Below are 23,321 nucleotides of genomic sequence, written 5' to 3'. Positions count from 1 at the left end.
GACTGGACAGGCAGCGGAGCCTCTTTAGGTAGCTGGTTGTCTCGCGAGGACAAACCTGTCTACCCAACAGAGCTCCGCTGCTTTACGTTCAACACACCCCTTGACACCACCCAACCCGCCTTAACTAACCGGCCTTGGGGCTGACCCATCAAATGCCCGCGGTCGGGGCGGGTGCCACGGGGGTGGTGGGTGGGTTGGTTGGGAGGCGTGCGATGCATTGGCCTCAGCCATAGCCCGGAAGCCCAGGCGACGGGAACCGCGGTAACCGACCTCGCCAACCCGCCCAGCCACAGACCCGCCTAGCCACAACTCCTCTGTAAGCCGGCCGCAGCGGCGACCAGCCACAGCCCACGTTTCCGGCCGCACAGGAATGCAACGGGTGTTCAGGCGCCGACTGACATGAGCAGGGCTAGCTTCTCGGCGTCGGAAGATCCCGGTTCGGCGGTGTAGATCATGATGCGGAGGTCGTCGCCGGCGACCTGTAGGACGTCGCAGTCGAGGGTGATCGCGCCGACGAGAGGGTGGTCGATGATCTTCCGTCCGGCTTGGTGTTCCGCGACGACGCCGGATTCCCAGAGTTCGGCGAAGCGGGGTGAGCGGCGGCGGAGTTCGTCGATCAAGGCTTGCAGGTTGGGGTCGTTCGGATAGCGGCCCGCGGTACGGCGGAGGTCGGCGACCTGCAGTTCTTGGAGCTGACCGAGGGAGGCGGGGGTTTGTCGGACGCGCGACGTGGAGCCGAGGAAATTTCGCCAGGCGGCGTTGCGTTCGTTGCCGGTTCGTTCGCCCATGAGCTCGACGTACAGGGCGTTGGCGTGGAGCTCGGTCAGCATCGCGTCGAACACGGCGACCGGGGTGTCGTTCAGCCGGTCGAGCATTCGTTGCACGCTTGGTGAAATGGTCCGCGGAATGCGATCGGGAACGGGCGAGGCCAAGCCGGCCAGTTGGTAGAGATGACTGCGCTCGGGGGTGGCCAGCTGCAGGGTTCGGGCGAGTGCCTCGATGACCTGGGGGGACGGGTTGGCGGCTCGGCCCTGTTCCAGTCGGGTGAGGTAGTCGGCCGAGATTCCGGCCAACTGGGCGAGCTCCTCGCGACGCAGTCCCGGCGTACGGCGGGTGCCGTTGCCGGGCAGGCCGACGTCGCCGGGCGCGACTGCTGCACGCCACGTCATGAGCGCCTCGCCGAGGCCTGTCCGCGCCATCGCTCCCAGTATGCACGGACCGATGGAGTCTGCCTGGCCCTGTGAGTCCTAGGAAGGAGAGGCGACTACCTGTCCGAGGATCACCGGGGCAGTGTGGACGACATGAAGAACAAACTTGCTCTCGTGACCGGTGCCACGTCCGGCATCGGCGCGGCCTTCGCCGAGCGGCTCGCGGTGGACGGCTACGACCTGATCCTGGTCGGCCGCCGGAAGGACCGCCTCGACGAGTTCGCCGCCGCGCATCCGGAGGTGGCGGTCACCGCCATCACCGCGGACCTCTCGACCGATGACGGGATCGACGCGGTCGCCCGTCTCGCCGCGACCGAACCGCTGGATCTGCTCGTCAACAACGCCGGTGTCTCGCACTACATGCCGATGGCCGAGCTGCCCGCCGCCAAGGCGCGTGAGCTGCTCGGGGTGAAGGTGCTCGCGCCCACCTTGATCACCCGCGCCGCGGTCGGCCCGATGCAGCGGCGCGGTGCCGGGGCGATCATCAACGTTGCCGGGATGATCGCGTTCAGTGGGCCGGCGGACAAGTCGGTGCTGCCACGACGAGCGACGTACGCCGGAACGCTGGCGCACCTGGTCGCGATGTCGCAGGCGTTGAGCGCCGAACTCGACGGCACTGGCGTCCAGGTGCAGGTCCTGTGCCCGGGCGTGGTCGCGACCGAGTTCCACACCAGGCAGGGGCTGGACCTGAGCGCCGTACCGCGGATGAGTGCGGCCGACGTAGTCACCGCCAGCCTGCGCGGTCTCGCACGAGGCGAGGTCGTCACCGCTCCCGGAGTCGAGGACACCGGCCTGCTAGACGCCGTCTTCCAGGCCGACCTCGCTGCCTTCGCTGGTCAGAGCACCCACCTGGCAACCCGCTACCGCTGATCGGACAGCGCGGCTTCCATTCCATCCAGGATTGCGCGGCAGTCGCGGAGGAGGGTGGGAGCGTCGTTGGCGGTGAGGAGGAAGACTCCCAGCCAGTTGCGGGATCCGCCGGACGGGTCGAAGCGGGGGACCTGGGTACCGGTCGGCAGCATGAAGGCGGGCACCGGCTCGACCGTACTGCCGTCGGAGAGCAACCGCGACCAGTCCACCTGCTCGGGATCCCACCGCGGCTGGGTCTGCCAGGGGGTGCCGTCGGCACTGGCCGGGACGACTGCGACGGACGCAGCGGCTCGGCCGCCGGAGACCAGCATGGCGGGCGGGTACTCGACCTCTTCGCCGAGCTGCTCGCGGATCAGCATGCCGATCGGGTCCAGGTCGAAGGCGATCTCGACCTGGCGTGTCGTCAGCAGCCCGCCGAAGCGCGCGCCCACCTCGATAACAACAAGTGAGCCATCCGCGCGCAGCTTGAGCTCGGTGTGCGTGCCACACGTGTCGAGCCCGAGCGCGTCGACCGCCCGCCGCGACACGTCCTCGATCTTCCGCTGCAACTCCTCCGGAAGGACACAAGGCGACGTACTCGCGACCTCGATGTACGGCGGCACAGTCGGCAGCTTGGCGGTGATCGCCAGCGGGTGGTAGATGCCCTTGGCAACAATACCCTCGACACTCAGATAGTCGCCGTACCCGTCCTCGGAGTACCAGCCCTCGGTAGTCCCGTCCATGATCTCTTCGACCAGGCGGTCGCCGTCGGTGTTCTGCTCGAACAGTTCGTTCATGCCGACCTGCCCACCACGCTGCAACGCCTGCTCAATCTCGGCCCACGCATCCGCGACCTGGTCCTGCGAGGTCAGCACGAGCTGGGCCACCGAGCCGGCACCCCAGGCGGGCTTCAGCAGCAGCGGCGGCGTCAGCGCGGCCAGCGCACCACGCAAGTCCGCGGCCGAATCGACCCGACGGAAGCGGGGGATCGGCACACCCGCCGCCTGCCAGGCCTGCCGCATCAGCCGCTTGTCCCGAGCCACCCGGATCCCCGGACCGGCCCCGGCCAGCCCGAGCCGGTCGGCTGCGTTGGCCACCGCCAGTACGGCGAACTCGGACAGCGTGAACAGCGCATCCGCACCGATCTCCTGGGCATGCGCGATGATCGCCTCGACCACGGGCTCACCCGGCGTCAGACCGCCCGGGTGCACAGTGATCGACGTACAGGCGGGTTCCCAGATGGCCTTGGCGGCTTCGGGCAGTGGCGACAGCGCGAGCACATGCAGCTCACCACAGGCCGCGAGCCGCGGGAACGCGGTCTCCAGCGGGGCGCCGCCCTTGACGTAGACGTACAGGATCTTCTTCACGCGAGGCTCTCCTTGGTGGCCGCGCGATCGCGGCTGCGAGTGACGAGTACGGCGAGGGCGACCATCGCGACCGTGATGGCCGCGGCCAGCGCGACCAGGAACTCCGGCATGGCGCCCCGGGCGAGGAACCCGCCCATGATGAACACGACCAGCGCGCAGACGGCGCGGTCGGCGAGGGATTCGATCGACAGCAGGGTCGCGCGGCGGGCCGGTTCGGTGATCGCCTGGTTGACCAGCTTGCGCTGCACCGGGAACGCGAGCCCGGACGCCAGCGAGAACACGGCGAGACAGGCCATCGTGCCGATCAGACCCAGCGGGATGACCGAGGCGAGCGCGACCGCCATCAGCACAGTCAGGGCTAGTACGACGCGGATCTGACCGAAGCGCGCCAGTACGGCGGATCGCGCGGCTCCGGCAACTTCGAACACGGTGGTCGCGGCCATCAGCACGCCGAACCAGTGCAGCGGCAGATCCTTCGACTCCAGAATCGGCTGGAACAGGTTGGCCTGCCCGATCCGCACCAGCGTGAACACGGCAATGCCCTGAGCCATCAGCAACATCAGCCGCTTCGCCTTCACCAGCGACCGCATTGCACCCACCAGGGCCGGCCAAACCGGCTCAACCTTCACAGGACCCGTGGCAGGCAACGCCGGGAAGCCGAGCGCGATGACCGCCGCAACCCCACAGGTCACCGCCGACAACACGTAAGGCGACGGTCCCCACCAGGCGGTCAGGAACCCGGCCGCCGGCAGACAAGCGATCCGCCCGATCAATGTCCACGCCCGCGCCGAACCCTCAGCACCCTGGTATGACGCTTCGTTCCCCGTCCGCTGCAGATACTCATACAAGTAGGCACTGCCCGCACCCGAGAACAGTGAGTGCGCCAGCGCGATCAGCAGGAACTGCGCCAGGAACCCGGCGAACGTCGGCTGCCACACCGGGATCACGTTCGCCACCACCAGAATCGCCGCACCGGCCTGCAGGCAGCGCCGGTAGTCGAAGCGGTCGGCGATCATCCCGGTCGGGATGTCGAACAGGCAGAACGCCAGGTAGAAGATGCTCTGGATCGAGAAGATCTCGGTGTCCGACAGCCCGGCGGAGCGCTGGAACACGTAGAAGACCGGCAACCACCAGAGCAGTCCGGCGAACAGCTGGAAGGCGTTGTAGCGACGGATCACCCGCGTCGCATCGGCGGAGCGGGCGGTCACGCGGCGAGCTGGTACGGACGGCACTGCAACAGCACGATCCGGTCCCCGTCGACCAGCCACTCGACATCGACCGGCGCGTCAACCGGTCCGTCGGCGCCGGCGAAATGGGCCTGCAGCAACCGTCCGATCAGCGCGAGCCGGCCCAGCGTGGCCTTCGCCTGGTCATCGACATCGACACCATCGGTGCCCAGGGCAACCGTTCGGCTGCCGCCCTCCATCGTGTTGTAGAGGTGCTGCAACGGATCACCGGCACCGGACACGACATCGTCGACGGAGTTCCGCGCCAGGTTCAGCAGGACCGAGCGGAAGTCGCGCCGGTCGAGTGGGTTCGTGGTGACCATGACACCACCGAGTTCACCGTCGAGCTGCTGCTGGATGACCACACCCATGAAGCAGTCGGACAGACCGATCCCGGCCTCGTCGCGGAGCAGCACGCCGCGCGTCGTCACCAGCGACGCCCAGACCCGCTGGATCGCGTGCACGACATCCTCGATCGACTCCACCTCAGGGATCGACTCGTAGATGCCCGCGGCCGAGAACCCGATCAGGTCCTCCGCGTTCGACGAGCTGCGCACGACGACCCGACCCGCGCCGGTGAGATGCCGCAGTACGGCGTCCTCGATCAGCGTGCGCAGATCCGCCGGCAGCGGGGTGTCGCGGATCAACGCGCCCAGCTCAGCGCACAGTCCGTCGACCTCACCGCCCAGCGCAAGCGCCATCTTCAGCTTGCCGATGGTCTGCTGGATCGCCGGTGACGACTCCAGGAACTGCTGCTGCAACGCGAACGGCAGCGCAACCCCGCGCGGCACGGTCACATACTGCTGCACCATTCGCAGCGCGGCCTGAGACAGCACGCCCGGGTCGGTGTCACCGACCTCGAGATGCCGCGCCAGGTACTCGAGCAGATGCGGCCGCGGCGGCCGCGGCGCGGCGTAGAACCCAAGCCAGTAAGGCGATCCATCCCGTACGACGGCGGTCAGCTCGCCGAGGTTCGCTGCCTTCGTACCGAACCGATGCGCATCCGACGAACGCAAGTCCTCCAGCGGCAGGATCTGCGCCGCGGCGAGATCCGGCTTGCCGATGTCGACCTGTGTGATCGCCCACGCCGGACCGGCGTCGATCGAGTCCGGCCGGGAGATCTCGGTGACGGACACCTCGGCCGCGGCCGCGTCCACGGTCACCGCGACCCACGCGCCATCTAGACTGCGGAGACCGGTCAGGGCGTCGATCTGAATGGCGTTCGGGATGCCCCAACCGGCCGCGAGCACGTTGGTGTGCGACAGGGGAGTGGTGTGCCGGGAGTTGATCAGCCCCGAGACCCGCGGGATGTCGTCGGGCATCCGGTCCATCACCAGTACGTCGTACCAGCGCACGGGATCCGTGGTCGTCCGGTACGCCGCCTCGGACGCGAACACGCGCAGCCGGCCGGTCGTCGTACCGGGGTTGAGTGGCACGTACGGCGCGGTCGAGTACAGCTCGTGGGCGAGGATCCGGGGCAGGTCGCCGAAGGCGAAGCTCTCCTGCAGGTGGTTGGCGGGCTTGAGCAGCACGGGCACGGAGTCGACGACGAGCGCGCGAACGGTGTCGTAGAACCGGCGCAGCAGGTCGGCGCTCATCGTGTCGACCTCGACGGTCTCCAGGCTGAAGAACAGCCCGCCGTACTCCGGCCGGTTGTGCAGCGCGAGGGTGCCGAGCAGGAAGCGCCGGTCGTCGGCCCGGTAGACCGAGTCGTTGAAGGCATCCAGGTTGCGGGCCAGCTCGGCCCGGGTCATACCGAGGATCCGCTCGGCGACGTACTGGACGTGCAGCAGGCGATCGGCTCCGTCGATCAGGTGGACGATCGACGTCTCCTGGTCGAGGACGAGCTTCACGTAGGGATACCCGGCGACGGTGGTCGCGAGGCCGTCGAAGTCGGCCAGGGTCAAATGGGCATGGGGCAACGCGGGAACTGTGGGGGCGGAGGACACAACAGATCACACTAGGGTAAACAGTCGTACTCACGGTAGTTTGCGTGACGCTGTGTGAGCACAATCACGAGTTCACAAGAAAGCTGGGGGCAGGCGATGCAGTTCGGAGTGCTCGGCCCGCTCGAGGTGCGCGCCGACGGGAATCCGCTGACCCCGAGTCGCGCCCAGGCGCGGTTGCTCGCGGTTCTGCTCTGCCGGCCCAACCAGTGGTTGCGCGCGGATGCGTTGATCGACCTGTTGTTCGGAGACGACGACGGCAACGCGGCGCGGTTGCAGGTGCTGGTGTTCCGGCTGCGGAAGTCGCTCGGTGACGCGGACCGGATCGAGCAACGGGAGCGCAGCTACCGGATCGTGGTCGGCCCCGGCGAGTACGACGTCGATCGTTTCGCGAGTCTTCGGCAAGCGGGTGCGGCCGCGCTCAACCGGGACGACCTGGACGACGCGGCGTCGTCCTTGCGGGAGGCCGTCGGGCTTTGGCGTGGCGATCCCTTCGCCGGGATGGATGAGCCGGCGCTGGTCGCGGCCGAGGCACTGCGGTTGCGAGGCGAACGGATCGCCGTACAGGAGGCTTTGTACACAGCGGAGATTCGGCGCGGTGCGGCGGCGGAGATCATCGACGAACTCTCGGAGCTCGCCGCGCAGCATCCGCTCCGCGAGAGTCTCACCGCGCTGTTGCTGCGCGGCCTGCATCAATGCGGGCGCCGGGCCGAGGCGCTGACCGTCTACCAGCAGACGCGCGCGCAGCTGATCGAGGAGCTCGGGCTGGAGCCCGGCGACGAACTGCGCGCGACCCAGGCGATGGTGCTGAGCGACGCCGAGGATGCGTCGGCCGAGCCGGCAGCGGTGCCGCGGCAGCTGCCGCCGGAGCCGGCCGGGATCGCCGGGCGATCCGAGGAGCTCGCGCAGCTGACGGAGCTCGTGCACAAGCACGGTACGGCGTCCGCCCCGCTCGTGATCGCGATCGACGGGCCGGCGGGGATCGGGAAGACGACGTTCGCCGTTCATGCCGCACACCAGGTCCGCGAGTTCTACGGGGACGGTCAGATCTTCGTCGACCTGAGGGGGTACTCGTCCGGCGAACCTGTCGATCCGGCGACCGCCGTACGGTCGATCCTGCTGGCCCTCGGCGCGCGGCCGGCGGGGATTCCCGAGGGATTGGACGAGCGCTCGGCGATGTTGCGGTCGAGCCTGGCCGGGAAGCGGCTGCTGATCGTGCTCGACAATGTCCGGGGCGCGGAGCAGGTGCGGCCGGTACTGCCCGCGTCCGACTGCCTGTTGCTGGTGACGAGCCGCAACCAGCTGCGCGGGCTTGCTGTCCATGACAATGCGCACCGAATCACCTTGCGTCCTTTGGTTCCTGAAGTCGCTGGTGATGTCCTCGCTGGTGTGGTTGGGAGCACGCGGGCCGCCGGTGATCCGGATGCTGTGACGCGGCTGGTCGAGTTGTGCGGCCGGATTCCGCTCGCGCTGCGGATCGCTGGTGAGCGGGCCTCGCGGTTTCCGGCGGACGGACTGTCCGCGTTGGCGGCCGAGTTGTCCGACGAGCATCGGCGACTGGATCAGCTCGCCGACGCCGACGACCCGGCGGCGGATCTCCGGGCGGCGTTCTCTTGGTCGTACCGGGCGCTCGCGGCCGAGGACGCGCGGACATTCCGGTACCTCGGATTGCATCCGTCCGGGGCGATCGGTCTGCCCGCGATCGCCGTACTGACGGAAGGCGCGCCGCGCGAGATCCGCCGTTCCGCGGATCGGCTCGTTTCCCAGCACCTGCTGGAGGAACCGCAGCCCGGCCGGTTCAAGCTGCATGACCTGCTCCGCCTGTACGCCGGCGAGCTCGCCGCCGAACAGGAGAGTGCCGAGGGCCTTCGTGCGACCACGCGCCGGATGCTCGACTGGTACCTCGCCACGGTGGGAGCCGCCAGCAACGCTGTCCGTCCGCGAGGTGCGGTGGCGCCGGTCGTCGACGCCGCCGGACCGGAGGCCGGGCCGCTGCAGTTCGCCGGGGCCGCGCAGGCTCTCGACTGGTTCGAGATCGAGCGCCCGGTCCTGGTCGAGCTGGTGCAGCGCGCGTACGACGAGGGCCTCGACGATCACGCTTGGCAGTTCGCCTGGGCGCTGAACGCGTACTACGCGGCCCGGCTGCACTTCGACGACTGGCGAACCGTCACGGCGATCGGGCGGCGCGCGGCAGACCGGTCTGGTGACAAGCGCGCGATGATGTACGCCGCGATCGTCGAGGGATTCATGTATCTCGAGTCGTCGCGGCTGGACGAGAGCGAGGCCTGCTATCGGACCGCGCTCGAGCTGGCCGAGCGGACCGGTGACCTGACGCGGCAGGCGTCGCTGCTGTCCAATCTCGGTCTCGTCGCCTCTCGCCGTGGTGACCACGCAAGGGCGCTGGAGCTGCAGGAGAAGGCCTTGGCCGCGCAGGATGCGCTACCGGAGCACGAGAGCGCGATCCTGTACACCGCGCTCAATCTGAGCGCCACACATGGTGCCCTAGGCAACTTTCAGGAGGCGGTCCGGTACGGCGAACTCGCGCTCGCGCATTTCCGCCGCCATCGGGTCAGCACGATGGAGCCGCTGGCCTTGTCGAATGTCGCCGAGGGTCATCTGGAGCTCGGCGATCCGGAGCGGGCTCGTGGCTACTGTCTGGAAGCGCTTGAACTGTTCGATGCTCTGGACGCCAAGCTAGGCCGGGCCAACGCGCTGACCGTGCTGGGCCGCGCGCACCGGGCGTCCGGTGACCCGGCGCTCGCCGGAGAGGTGTGGATGCAGGCGCGCGAGCTCTTCCGCGAAGCCGGCAGTCCGCGGGTCGCGGAGGTCGATTCGCTCCTGGCTACGGTGCAGTGACGGCGGTGATGGCCTTGGTGAGGTTGGCCTCGACCAGTGCGGGATCGTCCAGGTAGCCGGCCACCAGTGCGCCGTCGCGGAGCATCATGATCTGGCCGGCCGCGCTGTCCGCGGGTGCTCCCGCGGGAACGCCTAGGCGCTCGGCGAGTGAGCGGAAGAAGTCGGTCCACCACTGACGCTGCTCGGCGACCAAACGCCGTACCGGGTGGGTGACGTCGGCGTACTCGGCGCCCGCGTTGATGAACGGGCAGCCGCGGAATCCGGGCTGGCAGCTCGAGCTCGCCAGTACGCCGACGACGCCGCGGAGGGCGTCGTCCGCGTCGGGGGTGTCGGCGGCGGCCGTGATCGCGGTGCGTTCCCAGTCGGCCTTGCCGTGCAGGTAGGCCAGCACCAGGTCGTCCTTGGTGGGGAAGTGCCGGTAGAAGGTCGCCTTCGTGGTGCCGACCCCGGCGATGATCCGGTCGGCGCTGATCGCCCGGATGCCCTCGGCGTAGAAGAGCTCGCTGGCGCAGTCGATCAGCCGCTCGCGTACCGGGCGGGCCCTGTCGGCGGTCTGGGTCTGGTTCGTCATCACGGCCACTATCCCATCGATCGGTGCTGAAATCAGTGTTTGACAGCTGCAAGAGTAACTAGTTAGTCTACCTGACATCAGCCCCTGGAACCGAGGAGATCGAGATGCCCACACGTACGGCGCGCACCGCTTGGAACGGCACCCTGCAGGAGGGGGCAGGTCAGGTCGAGCTCACCAGCTCGAAGATCGGCACCTACGAGGTCTCGTTCCCGAAGCGCGCGGCCGATGAGGCCAACGGCACGACCAGCCCGGAAGAGCTGCAGGCGGCGGCGCACTCGTCCTGCTACGCGATGCAGTTCTCGGCGCTGATCGGAGAGGCCGGCGGCGTGCCGCAGGCGCTCGACGTCAAGGCCGACGTCACGCTCGGCCCGGACCCGGCCGGCGGCTTCAAGCTGACCGGCATCGCGCTCACGGTTCGCGGTGAGGTCGACGGCATCGACGCCGACACCTTCGCGAAGCTGGCCGCCGAGGCCAAGGCCACCTGCCCGATCAGCAAGGCACTCACCGGCGTGGAGATCACCCTCGACGCCGCTCTCGAGCAGTAACAAGTGTCGCTTCCGACGCGAGCGCCGTACGGTCGCTGATCCGCAGTGTGCACGGACCCGTCGTACTGGTCGGTCATTCGTACGGCGGTCAGGTCATCACCAACGCGGCGCGCAACGAGCCGAACGTGAAGGCGGCGGATGTCCCGCAGTCGAAGGCGAGGCTGATGGCCGCGACCCAGCGGCCGATCCTCGAGTCCGCGCTGAAGGAAGCCTCGGGTGACCCGGCCCGGACGAAGATCACGCGGTCCTGGTCTCGCAGCCGCACAAGGTCACGCAGCTGATCATCGCCGCAGCCAACGGAAGCTGACCCCTCAAGCAGCAGGGCGGCCCCACGGGGGTCGCCCTGCTTTGCGTTTCGGAGGAATGGTCACCCCAACGGTGGGTACTGTTCGGCGGTGAGACGTTCAGGGGACGTGATCGCAGACAGGTACCGAATCGTCGAGGCCATCGGCCGCGGCGGTATGGGTGATGTGTACCGAGCCGTCGACGAGGTCCTGCATCGAGAGATCGCTCTCAAGCTCGTGCGGCCCGTCCCCGAGACGCTGATGGCCTCGGAACGATTCCTGCGCGAAGCCCGCGCTATCGCGACGATCCGGGACCCGTACGTCGTCTCGGCGTACGACTTCGGTGATGACTGCGAGGGCAAGTACCTCGCGATGGAGTTGGTCAGCGGCTGCACTGTCGGCGAGGAACTGCGGGAGAACGGTCCCTTCGACGTCGACCGGGCTTTGCATGTGGTGCGGCAGGCGGCGGCTGGTTTGGCTGCGGCGCATCGGCACGGGGTTGTTCATCGCGACGTCAAACCCGGCAACCTGTTGCTGGCCGAGGACGGCACGGTCAAGGTCGCCGACTTCGGCATCGTCCGATTCCTCGACGACGCCACCACGACGATGACCTCGAGCGGTCAGATCGTCGGCACCAGCTACTTCCTCGCGCCGGAACATGCGCTGGGCAAGCCGGCCGGTCCTGCCTCGGACGTCTACGCACTCGGGTGTGTCCTCTATCAACTGGTCACCGGGCAGTTGCCGTTCTTCGGTGATGAACCGGCGGCGGTCATGTTCCAGCACGTGCAGCGCGAACCGCAGCCGCCGAGCGAGCTTCGCCCCGAGTTGGCCGGTGAGTGCGAAGCGCTGATCCTCTGGATGCTCGCCAAGGATCCCGCGCACCGCCCGACAGCCGCGCAGGTCGCCGCCGGCGAGCAACCACCCAACGAGACAACCGCGGTGCTGCCGCTGGTACGACGTACGTCCCGTCGACTCGTGCTTGCCGGGGCAGGCGCGGGTACGGCGCTCGCCGCGTCGGTGGCGCTGGGGATTGCCCTGAACACCGCCGAGGTGCAGGTGCCGGCCACCAACGACCTGATGCCGACGAAGCCAACCGTCGCCCCGAAAACCACGACACCGCCTCCCACTGCCGAGGTCGCCGCCGTACACACCACCACCCGCCCCTCCGCACCCCGAACAACCACCACGAAGGCCGACAAATCCGGCCCGCAGAAGACCAAGAACCCCGAAAAAACCAAGCAACCGAAGAAACCGAAGAAGTCGACCGGCAAGCCCTAACGAGCTCGCCGCTGGGTGTCGGTCAGGGCGGCGGTGGCGGCTGCGAGGCGTTGCCATTCGCCGATCTCCTCGAGCCCGCGGATCGCGGTCCGGTACGCCGTTGCGGCCTCGGCTAGGCGACCGAGACCGGCGAGTGCGCGACCCAGTTCGTACTGCGTGACCGCCGTACCCCACTGGTCGTCGTGGGCCTCGAAGACTGCGAGTGCGCGGTTGCCCCGCAGCAGCGCCTCTTCGTGGTGACCCTGATGGTTGCGCAGGGCACTGAATCGGTACTCCGCCATCGCGACACCCCGCTCATCGCCGAGCCCGGAACGCATCTTCAGCGCGAGCTTGAGACAGGCGGCGGCCTCGGTGTGCCGACCGAGCATCTGCAACGTGAGCGACCTCCGGCCGACCGCAGCGGCTTCGCCGAACTCATCCCCGAGCGCCCGACACCGCTCGGCGTGATCAGCGTGCCGAGCCTCAGCTTCGGCGTACTGTCCGAGTCCTTCGTAGGCAAGCCCCATCCGCCCGAAGAGCTCGGCTTCTTCGGCAGCGAGTCCAGCAGCGCGGGCGTCGGTCAAACCAAGCTCGCACGACGCGAGAGCAGCGCGGTACCGGTGCTGACCGAGTTGCCCGAGACCGAGCATGCTGTAGGCGAAGGCGCGTTCGGCGAGGTCGCCCGAGCGCTCCGCCACCACGCGGGCGTGCTCGGCCACCTCGACCATGTCGGACCACCGGCAGCGCAGGTCGTAGTACCACGGGATCAGCTGGGTCAGATCGCTCAGCAGGGCGTCGTACTCGCCGTCGGTGCGCTCGCTGATCCGCCGTACGGCGCCGAGGATCGTGCCAGCCTCGGCATCCAGCCACGCGACCGCCGCCGGCCGACCACCGGGATAGTCGGAAGGCTCGGGGGACAGGGCGGCCGCAGCCAGGCGCGCCTGCTCGAAAAGCCAACCCAGTAAGGCCATTTCGGCCTTGTCGCGCTGGGCATCCTCTTGCAGGAGCTCGCAGGCGTACAACTGCAGCAGGTCGTGCATGCGATACCGCCCCGGCGTCGCAGCCAGACCGATCAGGCTCGCGCCGGCCAACACCTCCAGCGCGGCCTCGGCTGGTTCGCCGAGCAGCGCACTAGCCGCCTGTACGTCGAAGTCCGCGCCCGGCGTTAGCGCCAGCCGCCGGAATAACCGACCTGCCACGGGCGAGATCTCGCGGTAGGACAACGCGAACGCACTACGCACGGCCAAGTCGCCCGCGGTCAGCCGACCGAGCCGGTTCTGTTCGTCGCGCAGCAGTTCGGCGAGATGTGCGATCGACCAATCCGGCCACGACGCCAGCCGATTCCCCGCGATCCGCACTGCCAACGGAAGCCGCCCGCACGCGGCCACGACCTCAGCCACCGACTCTGGCTCTGCTTCCGCCCGAACAGTGCCCACGATCTCGGTGAGCAAGGCCTGCGCGTCCGCCCGCGTCAGCTCAGCCAGGCTGACGCGTCGAGCACCGGCCAACCCAGTCAACCGCTGGCGACTGGTGACGACGACAAGAACCGGACCCGGACCGGGCAGCAACGCGCGGACCTGCGCCTCGTCCCGTGCGTTGTCGAGCACGAGCACACACCGACGCCCAGCCATCCGCGACCGGAACATCGCAGCGGCCTCGTCCACCTCGGTCGGCAACTGCGCATCCGGTACGCCGAGCGCCCGCAACAGCCGGCGCAGTACCGCCTCAGGTTCGGCCGCACCCAGTTCGACGAAGAACTGCGCATCCTGCAGCCCGAGCCGAAACGCCTGCTGCGCCGCACGCACCGCGAGAGTCGTCTTCCCAGCGCCCGGCTGACCGGTCACCACGACCGTGATCGGCCCACGCCCAGCCAGGCAGTCGGCCGCAGCCGCGAGTACCGAAGCGAGCTCCGCATTGCGCCCCTGGAAGTCAGCCGGGACAGCCGGCAACTCGGCGATCGTGACAGTAGAAGTTTCGGAGGTCGGGGACTTGCTGGTGGCGCGTTCGGCTAGGGCTGCGGTGTGGAGGGCTCGGAGCTCGCCGTCGGTGATGCGGAGCTGCTCCTCGTAGCGCTCGATCAGGTCGGCCGGGGCCAGCCGTCGGCCCTTCTCGTAGTCGGACAATCCGCCGTGCCCTTGCATGCCAAGTCGCCCCGCGAGCTGCCGCAACGACAGACCACGGGCCAGCCGGTAGCGCAGCATGGCTGCGCCAAGCGCTGCCAGGGCAGACCTGTCTGTCATCGATACCTTCCCCACCCCACCGCCCCGGTCAGGCGCCTCACCTCGCCCCCAGTGGACAGTCTCTGGACGCCGATCAGTGCACAAGATAACCGACGCTGCGTAGTCGGCGGATAGCTTTTTGCCACCGATCCTGTTCCGTCCCATCAGGAGGACCGTTATGACGTTCAATTCGAGATTGCGCTGGGGTGCAGTGCTGACTGCCGGCGCACTGGCGGTCCCGGCGGCGGCCGCCAATGCCGCTCCCCAGCAGCCGAACCTGCAGCAGGCCGTGACCGCGAAGGTCAGCACCGCGAAGACCAGCAAGGTCAAGTCCGACATCCAGGTCAACGTGACCCGCGGCGAAGGGACCGACACGGTCTTCGGAACGACCGTCGCGCTCGTCCCGCAGGGTCAGGACACGCACCCCGAAGGCTGGCTGTTCGCGGCGAGGTTGGTCGACGGTAAGTGGCAGGTCGGTCTGGAAGGCGAGCGTGCCTTCACCGAGCTGACCGCGGCATCGCCCGTCGTCTCGGCCAAGGAGAAGCAGCTGTTCGGCCAGCAGTCGTTCGCACCTCAGGCCGCCGGTGGCGACTTCCGGACCGGAATGCGGCTCCCGTTCGCCATCGGCGCTTCGTGGAGCATGCCTGGTGGCTCACACGGCTGGGCCGGGACAGACACGCCGTACAGCTCGGTGGACTTGGCCGGCGGTAACGGTCAGGTGCTCGCGGCCCGCGGTGGGACGGCGTACACGATGTGTGGCAACGGCAAGGGGTGGATCCGCGTGATCCACGACCGTGGCTACGCGACCGACTACTACCACCTGTCCGGCAACATCGCGGCCAACGGTCTGGGCGTCGGTGAGGGCGCGTTCCTCGGCAACATCGGTACCGACGTGTCGTGCGGCGGCTCGGCGAGTGGTGCGCACGTGCACTTCGCGCTGCGCCAGAACAGCGCGTACGTCGGGATCGCCAACCACAACGTCGGCGGCTGGGTCTTCCAGAACGCCGCCTCCGCCTACAACGGGACCGCACTGCACGGCAGCACGGTCCGCAGCCCCGGGCAGCAGCTCTACAACTACGGAGCGCTCGGCTTCACCCAGGGCATCATCGACGCCTTCGGTGGCGGCACGGTCAACAAGCGCACCGGACCGGGCACCAACTACGGAATCGCAGGAAGCGTGGCCGACGGTACGACGGTCAACATCTCCTGCTCCAAGAACGGCACCTCGCACAGCGGGCGCTGGGGGACCACCAGCCTCTGGAACCGGCTGAGCGATGGCACCTGGGTCAGTGACGCCTTCATGTGGACCGGACTGTCGACCCCGGTCAACGGCACCTGTCCCTGACCTGAGGTGGCCGGGGTGCCCCCAGCACCCCGGCTGTCAGGCCAGTTTGCTGCTGATGAACCGCTTGCCGACGTTGATCATCGGCTTCTCCACCCAGAGGAAGCACAGGTGGGCCATCACGATCGACATCAGCGACACCGCGACGAACGGCACTGGCGTCTTGCCCAGGTTCTGGCCGAACAGCAGGTAGATCGCGACCACTGCCTCGTGTGCGATCAGCTGTACCAGGTAGATCGAGTAGGACCGCTCGCCCAGGAACACGAAGGGCCGCATGGACAGCAGTCGCTGCGGGAAGGCGTTCGCGAGCAGGGCCGGCAACAGCAGGAACCCGACCAGTACGACGTACGGCGGGGGGACCGCGATGAACCCGGGGACGTTGCCGGCCAGGTGGTGCTTCTCGATGAACGCGCCCCACAGGTGGACGGTTCCGTGGATCGCCACGAACGCGGCGGCCGCCGTACAGGCGACCCAGGGCCGGGTGAGCGGCTTGAAGAGGTTGTAGGTCCGGGGGTTGTGCATCAGGATCGCGACCAGGCAGCCGACCAGGATCGAGAAGTAGTGTGCGGTCCAGCCGCGCGGGTCGCCGCCCATCGACAGCGGGACCATGGCGAGCATGATCGCCATCAGGACCAGGGTGAGGCCGATCCGGCCGCGGAACTTCCTCCGGCGGCGCTGCACGAGGATCGCCGAGAACGCGAGCAGGGGCCAGAACAGGTAGAACTTCTGCTCGATGCCCAGTGACCAGGACTGTCCGTACTGACCGCCCTGACCGAACTCGTTGAAGAAGAACAGGTACAGCGGCAGCTCGGTCCCGGGCGGGCTCTTGGTCAGGCTGCCATGGAAGAACTGCAGGACCAGCGTCACGCCGAGCAGCACGAAGTACACGGGCAGGATGCGGAAGATGCGGCGGGCGTAGAACTTCTTGAACGAGATCTGGCCGGCGCGGTCCTCTTCGCGCAGCATCAGCGTGGTGATCAGGTAGCCGGAGATCACGAAGAAGATCTGGACGCCGATCCAGCCCTGCAGCCAGTCCGGTCCCTGGTTGTGGAAGACCACGACCATCAGCGCCGCGATCGCGCGCAGCCCGTCGAGGGCGGGGAACCGCTTGAGCGCCAGGTACTCGGCGTGACTCATCGGCTGGTTCGAGCCGCCGACACGCTCTCCGGATCTGTCGAGCTCGCGCGCTGCGACGTCGGCGGTCGGCGTTGAAGTCATCCTTGTCAGGCTCCTCTACGTCGCCCGCGGTGTCGGGCTGGGGTCGGGCAAGTGAACAGTGGGACGCCGGCGCCGAGAGAAAAGTTCACACCGTTACACCCAGATACCGGCCGCACTATATCGGTAGCGATGGGTCACCACCCAAACGTACCTATTGGTACAGCGGCCTGGCCGGTCTGTGACGCGGCTGTGAAACGACTGTGAAACGGGCACCCCACACGCTGGTCGCAGAGCCGCTGAGGGGTGGTTCCCGGGGGAGAGCGACGTTGTGATTCAGACCACGTCGCTCAACCTCGCACGCCCTCCAGCCGCTCGTTCCTGATGCCGGGCCGCGGGGGTCTGCCCTTTCGGTGTACGGCGACGGGTCCGTGTCAGACCACGGGATGACATCGGCTGCCACCTGCGGGCTGATGGCGTGAGGCCTTGATTTCCCTAGTTTTTAAGACATGTTGACGGCGGATGCGACCGCGGAAGGAACAGAGATGCCGGAGCGGAACCGCGTCGCCTGGGCAGATGTTGCCAAGGGCGTCTGTATTTTGCTGGTGGTCCTGTGGCACGTGCTGATGAAGCACTACCTGCAGATCGACTGGCACATCGGTGGCCAGATCAAGGGCGCTTGGGGAACCTTCGGGGAACAGTTGCTGCCCTTGCGGATGCCCTTGTTCTTCGCGGTTTCCGGGTTCTTCGCAGTCCGCGCGGTGCAGCGGACCTGGCCGGAAGTGCTGCGCACCAAGGTCGCGAAGTTCTACTACATCTATGTGGTGTGGCTGGTGATCCACACGGTCATCCTGGCGTTCGTGCCGGACTTCGGCACCGAGAGCGCCGACGGCCCGCTCAAGTTCGTTGCCCAGCTGTTCATCACACCGTCGAACCTCTGGTACCTCTACGCCCTCGCCCTGTACTTCATCGTCGCCCGGGCAACTCGCCGGGTGCCGCCGTGGGTGGTCCTCGGACTGGCGTTCCTCTTGTCGGCAACGGCCTCGGCCGGGCTGGTCGCCGTACCGGGTGATCGCGCCGGCGTCTATCAGAACCTGGTGTTCTTCCTGGCCGGCATCTATGGCAAGACCCTGATCGAGAAGCTCGCCGCCGACGCGAGCTGGTTGCGACTGATCGCGATCGCGGCCCCGTACGGCGTACTTCTCGGAGTGGTCGCTCTGTTTGATGCGAAGACGTGGTTCGGGCTGTGGCCGCTGGTGAGCGGAGTGGCGATTCTGCTTGGCGTGACCGCTGCTGGGTTGGTGACTCGGTGGGAACGTCTGTCCAACGGGCTGGCGAGTATCGGACGCCGTACGCTGCCGATCTACGTGATTCACATGCCGCTGCTCGCGCTGATCCACGAGGCGCTGCTGAAGCCGCTGTCATCCGCGAGCCCGACGATCCAGCTGGTCACGCAGATCGTCGAGCCCATCGTCCTGACCGCGCTGGTGGCGTGGCTCTGCCTGGTCCTCTACAAATACTTGCCCAAGGCCCTCTTCGAACTGCCGTTCGGACTCGGCGTCAGCCGCCGTCCTGCGCCAGCCCACCGTCGTACCGCACCGGTCACGTCCCGCTGATCAGTTTCTAGCGGAGGTACTTGAAGGCTGCTTGGACTTCGGTGGTGAAGAGGGTGGGTTCTTCCCAGGCGGCGAAGTGGCCGCCTTGGGTGGGTTTGTTGTAGTAGTTGAGGGTGGGGTAGGTCTTTTCTACCCAGGTGCGGGGGGCTTGCATGATCTCGCCGGGGAAGGCGCTGAAGCCGACCGGGACGCCGACGGGTGGTGGGGGCGGGTTGGTGGCTCGGGCTCGGGCGCTTTCCCAGTAGACGCGGGCGGCGGAGGCGCCGGTGCCGGTGAGCCAGTAGAGGGTGATGTTGTCGAGGATGTGGTCTCGGGTGAGGTTGCCGGTGGGGTGGCCGTGGACGAAGGCTTTGGAGATTTTGTAGTAGCTGTCGGTGTCGTGGTCGAGCATCCAGGCGGCGAGGGCGACGGGGGAGTCGAGGAGGGCGTAGCCGATGGTTTGGGGGCGGGTGGTCTGCTCGATGCGGTAGCCGTTGCCGGTGGCATTGAATTCGGCGACCGCTGCGGCGGCGGCGCGTTCCTCGTCGGTGTTGGTGGGCCAGCCGACTCCGCCCAGGGCGGCGCCGAGCAGGTTGACGTGGATGCCGAGTAGGCCGTCGGGCGCTTGGCGACCCAGGTTGTCGGTTACGGCGGAGCCGACGTCACCACCTTGAGCGACGTACTTGCTGTAGCCGAGTCGCTGCATCAGTTCGTGCCATGCCTTGGCGGTGTGGCCTGGGTCCCAGCCGATCTCGGTCGGCTGGCTCGAGAAGCCGTACCCCGGAATCGACGGCAGCACGAGGTGGAACGCGTCGGCCGCGCTGCCGCCTTGCGCGGTCGGGTTGGTCAGCGGACCGATGGTCTCCAGCAGTTCCACGAAAGAGCCCGGCCAGCCGTGGGTCATGATCAGCGGCAGTGCGTCCCGGTGCGGTGAGCGGACGTGGATGAAGTGGATGTCGACACCATCGATCTCCGTCGTGAACTGCGGCAGCTTGTTGATCTTGGCCTCGAATCGCCGCCAGTCGTACCTGCTCAGCCAGTACTTCGCCAGCGCCTGCGAGGTCGCGAGTTGCACACCCTGTGTCCGGTCGCCGACCAGTTCGGCCGTCGGCCAGTTCACCGCGGCGATCCGCCGCCGCAGGTCGGTCAGCTTCGGCTTAGGTACCGAAACCCGAAAGGGACGGATCCCCGCGCCACCACTCAGCTTGGCCGGCGGCGCGGCGCTCGCCACCCCATTGCCCAGCGCGGTCAGACCGACTCCGGCCACCAGCCCGCCCTGCAACACCGCCCGCCGCGAAGGCCCGACCCCATCCGTGAAGCGCATCCGTCTACCTCTCCCAATCCGGTAACTCCTGCTGACACCTCCACCCTCGCCGCGCGACCCACCCGTCGCACCCGTGAAACTCACTGGTCCCCGGGCCGACCAGTTCAGTGGTGGCCACGGATGTGGCCACCACGCCGCTCACGCGAAGGTCGTCGTACAGACCAAATCCCGTGGAGGTAGTGATGAGTACGACGATGACGACGGCTCGCCGAGTCCGGCCGGCCAGCGTGGCTTTGTGGGTACTGCAGGTGTTGCTGGCTGCCTCGTTCGTGATGGCCGGCCTGCCGAAACTGACCGGCGACCCGCTCATGATCGAGATGTTCGACGCCATCGGCGCCGGCCAGTGGCTGCGCTACACCGTCGCCGTCCTGGAAATTGCCGGCGCGATCGGACTCCTGATCCCACGACTCTGCGGCGCGGCTGCGCTCGGCTTGGTGGGAATCATGGCCGGAGCCGTGGTGACGAACGTGGCGGTGTTGGAGGCCGCTCCGGTGGTCCCGAGCGTGTATCTCCTGCTCGCCGCCGTGATCGCGTGGTTCCGGCGGGCCTCGCTGAGCTGGCTGCGTGTCGGAAATTTGCAAAAGGACGTCGAACTATTGCGCTGACTTAGGGCCTTCCTTAAGGTGTGCGGCACCCCCGCCCCCAGGAAGGCCACGGCCATGGCACATCGGATACAGGCACGCCCAAAAACAGCAGTTCTAGCCGCGATCGCGGTCATTAGCGCTGGACTTTCGCTCCCTGCGGAGGCCGCGATCCAGGCAGTCGGCGCGACGCTGCCGTTCACCATCGTGGAGGCCGAGAACTCGGCGACCAACGGCAGCAAGATCGGCCCGAGTTACGCCCAGGGAACGCTCGCCGCCGAGGCTTCCAACCGGCAGGCCGTCACGCTGAACAGCGGCCAGTACGTCGAGTTCACCGCACCAGGCACGACCAACGCGATCAACGTGGCGTACTCGGTCCCGGACGGGCGCACTGGGACGTTGGCGGTCTACGTCAACGGGCAGAAGTTGTCGCAGTCCCTGGCGGTGACGGCGAAGTACAGCTACGTCGACACCGGGTGGATCGCCGGATCCCGGACGCACAAGTTGTACGACCACGCTCGGCTGCAGCTCGGCCAGACCGTCAATGCGGGCGCGAAGATCAAGCTGCAGGTCGACGGTGAGAACACCGCGGGTCCGTACACGATCGATGATGTCGAGTTCGAGAATGTGGCCGGCCCCGCCGGTCAACCTGGTGGCTCGATCTCGATCACCGATCGCGGTGCCGACCCGAACGGGAACAACGACTCGACCGGTGCGATCCAGAGTGCGATCGACAGTGCCCGCGGTTCTGGTGGGACCGTGTGGATTCCGGCCGGCCGATTCCGGGTCGGTGGCACGATCAACCCCGACGGCGTGACGATCCGCGGTGCCGGGCGCTGGCACTCGACGCTGCTCAGCCACCACCTGATCGACCGCCCGAACGGTGGCGGCAACGTCAAGTTGTACGACTTCGCCGTGATCGGTGAGGTGACCGAGCGGAACGACAACTCGCCGGACAACTTCGTCAACGGCAGTCTCGGCCCGAACTCCATCGCCTCCGGACTCTGGCTGCAGCACCTGAAGGTCGGGTTGTGGCTGACCGGCAACAACGACAACCTGGTGGTCGAGAACAACCGCTTCTACGACATGACCGCCGACGGCCTGAACCTGAACGGTACGGCGTACAACGTGCAAGTGCGGAACAACTTCCTCCGCAACCAGGGTGACGATTCGCTCGCGATGTGGTCGCTGCATGCGGCGAACCGGAACAGCACCTTCGCCAACAACACGATCGTCCAGCCGAACCTGGCCAACGGCATCGCGATCTACGGCGGTACCGACATCACCGTGCGGGACAACCTGGTCGCCGACACCAACGCGCTCGGCGGCGGGATCGCGATCTCCAACCAGAACTTCGCATCCCCGTTCTTCCCGCTCGCCGGAACCATCACGGTCTCCGGCAACACGCTGATCCGGACCGGCGCGATGAACCCGAACTGGGGTCAGAACCATCCGCACGGCGCGATCCGCGTCGACGCGTACGACAACCCCATCAACGCACAGGTGCGGTTGCTCAACAACCGCCTGGTGGCGAGCCCGTGGTCGGCGTACCAGTTCGTCGACGGTGGCGGTGCCGGGCGGGCGGTGCAGAACGTGACGGTGGACGGCGGCTCGATCGAAGGTGCCGGCACGTTCGCCTTCCAGGCAGAGACGACCGGTACGGCGACCGTCAGCAATGTCGTTGCCAGCGGCATCGGCCGCGCCGGCGTCTACAACTGCGCCTACCCAAGTGGATCGTTCGGTCTCAACCGCGGTTCCGGCAACAGTGGCTGGGACTCGACCTGGAGCGGCTGCAACTGGGTCGAGCCGGGCAATGGAACCCCGACACCTGGCGGCAACCTCGCAGCCGGTCGGCCGGTCACCGCGAGCAGCGTCAACCAGAACTACGTCGCGAGCAACACGGTCGATGGGAACTCCGCCAGCTACTGGGAGAGCGCCAACAACACCTGGCCGCAGTCGCTGACCGTCGACCTCGGCAGCAATCAGAACGTCAAGCGCCTCGTCCTCAAGTTGCCGCCGAACTGGGGTACCCGGTCCCAGACGATCCAGGTGCTCGGCAGCACGAACAACTCGTCGTACACGCAACTCGCCGGTGCCGCCGGTCGCACGTTCGACCCTGGCGCGGGCAACGCAGCGACCATCACGCTCCCGGCCGCCGTGAACACGCGCTGGGTGCGCCTGACCTTCACCGCCAACACCGGCTGGCCGGCCGGTCAACTGTCGGAGTACGAGATCTACGCGTCCTGACCACGGCAGCGAGGGCACCCAGTACGACGACGGCGACCACGACCCATCCGAAGAATGTCAGCCCAGCTTCGAAGGATCGTTCAGCCGTCCCGGTACTGCGGAAGTTCTGGCCGCGCACGTAGATTTCGTAGTCGGTGCCGTGCTGGATGACCGCGTCGTAGTTGATCCGCGGCATCCAATGCCCGACCTGGTTCATGGTCGGGTTGCCGTAGCCGTCGCTGATCTCGAACAGCTCGAAGAACGCCACCAGCGCGGCCAACATGGTCACGGCACTCCAGTGGCCGACGATCAGCGTCAGGGACGCGCCCGTCCAGGCCGCGACCACGCCGAGCGCCAGACCCCACGCCGTGCCGGTCAGCAGGTCGGCCGTGGGGCCGGTCTCGCCGCGGGCTGCGAACCAGATGTACAGCAGGCCGAGGACGGGAAGGACGAGCACCGGGACGAGCGCGACCAACGCGAGCAGCCCGCTGAAGTAGTTGGCCAACGGACGCCTAGTGGGCTGATACCAGCCCGGGCTCCGCTGGGCGACGATTCCGCCGACGGCCATCGTGACGAGGCCGAGGAAATAGGTGTAGCCCGGCAACCGTTCGGTGAGGTCGTCGGGCATGTCCAGCAGGGCGTCGCCGCACCACAGGAGGAACGCGCAGAGCAGCACCTGCCCGGCCAGCAGATACGGCCAGGAGCGCCGGTTCACGATGAGGCGGATGCTGTGCATACGCCGACGATAGGTGCTGACCCGTAGCATCTGG

18 protein-coding genes are annotated in these 23,321 nt (G+C 67.6%); 9 read left to right on the top strand and 9 right to left on the bottom strand.

The genetic code is table 11. From position 1 onward, the window contains the following. Positions 1-383 precede the first annotated feature (383 nt). A complete protein-coding gene (locus ACFTSF_RS12750) occupies positions 384-1,199 on the bottom strand; it encodes a helix-turn-helix transcriptional regulator (protein WP_380153971.1) in 816 nt (271 codons plus the stop codon). 102 nt (positions 1,200-1,301) lie between these two features. On the opposite strand from ACFTSF_RS12750, the gene ACFTSF_RS12745 reads away from it, so the two are divergent. Further along, entirely contained in the window at positions 1,302-2,078 is a 777-nt protein-coding gene (locus tag ACFTSF_RS12745; RefSeq protein ID WP_380153970.1) for an SDR family NAD(P)-dependent oxidoreductase, read from the top strand. On the opposite strand, the gene ACFTSF_RS12740 is transcribed toward ACFTSF_RS12745, so the two are convergent. From ACFTSF_RS12740 to ACFTSF_RS12730, 3 genes are read right to left on the bottom strand one after another with little or no spacing between them, the layout of a single operon-like run. Continuing rightward, a complete protein-coding gene (locus tag ACFTSF_RS12740) occupies positions 2,069-3,424 on the bottom strand; it encodes an acetyl-CoA carboxylase biotin carboxylase subunit family protein (protein ID WP_380153969.1) in 1,356 nt (451 codons plus the stop codon). The genes ACFTSF_RS12745 and ACFTSF_RS12740 overlap by 10 nt on opposite strands. After that, the gene (locus ACFTSF_RS12735) at positions 3,421-4,632 is read right to left on the bottom strand and encodes an MFS transporter (protein ID WP_380153968.1); all 1,212 of its coding nucleotides are present in this window, start codon (positions 4,630-4,632) and stop codon (positions 3,421-3,423) included. The genes ACFTSF_RS12740 and ACFTSF_RS12735 overlap by 4 nt, the downstream gene beginning before the upstream one ends. Next, entirely contained in the window at positions 4,629-6,572 is a 1,944-nt protein-coding gene (locus ACFTSF_RS12730) for a PEP/pyruvate-binding domain-containing protein (protein ID WP_380153967.1), read from the bottom strand. Before ACFTSF_RS12730 ends, ACFTSF_RS12735 begins: the two co-directional genes overlap by 4 nt. Positions 6,573-6,695: 123 nt before the next feature. Between ACFTSF_RS12730 and ACFTSF_RS12725 the strand changes: the two genes are divergently transcribed. Further along, positions 6,696-9,452: a BTAD domain-containing putative transcriptional regulator gene (locus ACFTSF_RS12725; RefSeq protein ID WP_380153966.1), complete on the top strand. Its 2,757-nt coding sequence runs from the start codon at positions 6,696-6,698 to the stop codon at positions 9,450-9,452. Here the strand turns inward: ACFTSF_RS12725 and ACFTSF_RS12720 are convergent. Beyond that, a complete protein-coding gene (locus tag ACFTSF_RS12720; RefSeq protein ID WP_380153965.1) occupies positions 9,439-10,023 on the bottom strand; it encodes a TetR/AcrR family transcriptional regulator in 585 nt (194 codons plus the stop codon). The two genes, ACFTSF_RS12725 and ACFTSF_RS12720, sit on opposite strands and share 14 nt — an antisense overlap. 104 nt (positions 10,024-10,127) lie before the next feature. Here ACFTSF_RS12720 and ACFTSF_RS12715 point away from each other — a divergent pair, with 104 nt between their 5' ends. From ACFTSF_RS12715 to ACFTSF_RS12705, 3 genes are all read left to right on the top strand, one after another. After that, positions 10,128-10,568, top strand: coding sequence for an OsmC family peroxiredoxin (locus tag ACFTSF_RS12715; protein WP_380153964.1), 441 nt, complete (start codon positions 10,128-10,130; stop codon positions 10,566-10,568). Then, entirely contained in the window at positions 10,505-10,849 is a 345-nt protein-coding gene (locus ACFTSF_RS12710; protein ID WP_380153987.1) for an alpha/beta fold hydrolase, read from the top strand. The genes ACFTSF_RS12715 and ACFTSF_RS12710 overlap by 64 nt, the downstream gene beginning before the upstream one ends. Positions 10,850-10,963: 114 nt before the next feature. Further along, entirely contained in the window at positions 10,964-12,130 is a 1,167-nt protein-coding gene (locus ACFTSF_RS12705) for a serine/threonine-protein kinase (RefSeq protein ID WP_380153963.1), read from the top strand. Here ACFTSF_RS12705 and ACFTSF_RS12700 read toward each other — a convergent pair. Beyond that, positions 12,127-14,349 carry an ATP-binding protein gene (locus ACFTSF_RS12700; protein WP_380153962.1) on the bottom strand — a complete coding sequence of 741 codons (2,223 nt, stop codon included), beginning with the start codon at positions 14,347-14,349 and terminating at the stop codon, positions 12,127-12,129. The genes ACFTSF_RS12705 and ACFTSF_RS12700 overlap by 4 nt on opposite strands. A 157-nt stretch (positions 14,350-14,506) precedes the next feature. On the opposite strand from ACFTSF_RS12700, the gene ACFTSF_RS12695 reads away from it, so the two are divergent. Beyond that, the gene (locus ACFTSF_RS12695) at positions 14,507-15,673 is read left to right on the top strand and encodes a peptidoglycan DD-metalloendopeptidase family protein (protein ID WP_380153961.1); all 1,167 of its coding nucleotides are present in this window, start codon (positions 14,507-14,509) and stop codon (positions 15,671-15,673) included. Positions 15,674-15,709: 36 nt separating this feature from the next. Here ACFTSF_RS12695 and ACFTSF_RS12690 read toward each other — a convergent pair whose 3' ends face one another. Beyond that, a complete protein-coding gene (locus ACFTSF_RS12690) occupies positions 15,710-16,888 on the bottom strand; it encodes an acyltransferase family protein (protein ID WP_380153960.1) in 1,179 nt (392 codons plus the stop codon). A gap of 482 nt (positions 16,889-17,370) precedes the next feature. Here ACFTSF_RS12690 and ACFTSF_RS12685 point away from each other — a divergent pair, with 482 nt between their 5' ends. Next, positions 17,371-18,441: an acyltransferase family protein gene (locus ACFTSF_RS12685; RefSeq protein WP_380153959.1), complete on the top strand. Its 1,071-nt coding sequence runs from the start codon at positions 17,371-17,373 to the stop codon at positions 18,439-18,441. A 7-nt stretch (positions 18,442-18,448) separates the two neighbouring features. Here the strand turns inward: ACFTSF_RS12685 and ACFTSF_RS12680 are convergent, their stop codons facing one another. Beyond that, entirely contained in the window at positions 18,449-19,744 is a 1,296-nt protein-coding gene (locus ACFTSF_RS12680) for an epoxide hydrolase family protein (protein ID WP_380153958.1), read from the bottom strand. Positions 19,745-19,926: 182 nt separating this feature from the next. On the opposite strand from ACFTSF_RS12680, the gene ACFTSF_RS12675 reads away from it, so the two are divergent. Together ACFTSF_RS12675 and ACFTSF_RS12670 are read left to right on the top strand one after the other, a co-directional pair. Further along, positions 19,927-20,349 carry a DoxX family protein gene (locus tag ACFTSF_RS12675; RefSeq protein WP_380153957.1) on the top strand — a complete coding sequence of 141 codons (423 nt, stop codon included), beginning with the start codon at positions 19,927-19,929 and terminating at the stop codon, positions 20,347-20,349. Positions 20,350-20,403: 54 nt separating this feature from the next. Then, positions 20,404-22,572, top strand: a complete 2,169-nt coding sequence (locus ACFTSF_RS12670) for a discoidin domain-containing protein (RefSeq protein ID WP_380153956.1) — start codon at positions 20,404-20,406, stop codon at positions 22,570-22,572. On the opposite strand, the gene ACFTSF_RS12665 is transcribed toward ACFTSF_RS12670, so the two are convergent. Then, positions 22,511-23,287: a hypothetical protein gene (locus ACFTSF_RS12665; RefSeq protein WP_380153955.1), complete on the bottom strand. Its 777-nt coding sequence runs from the start codon at positions 23,285-23,287 to the stop codon at positions 22,511-22,513. The genes ACFTSF_RS12670 and ACFTSF_RS12665 overlap by 62 nt on opposite strands. Between the last annotated feature and the right edge of the window lie 34 nt (positions 23,288-23,321).

Source organism: Kribbella sp. NPDC056951 (assembly GCF_042674205.1).
Lineage (GTDB): Bacteria > Actinomycetota > Actinomycetes > Propionibacteriales > Kribbellaceae > Kribbella > Kribbella yunnanensis.
The sequence above is the reverse complement of the archived record's forward strand: the minus strand, read 5'-3'. Positions and strand labels throughout refer to the sequence as shown.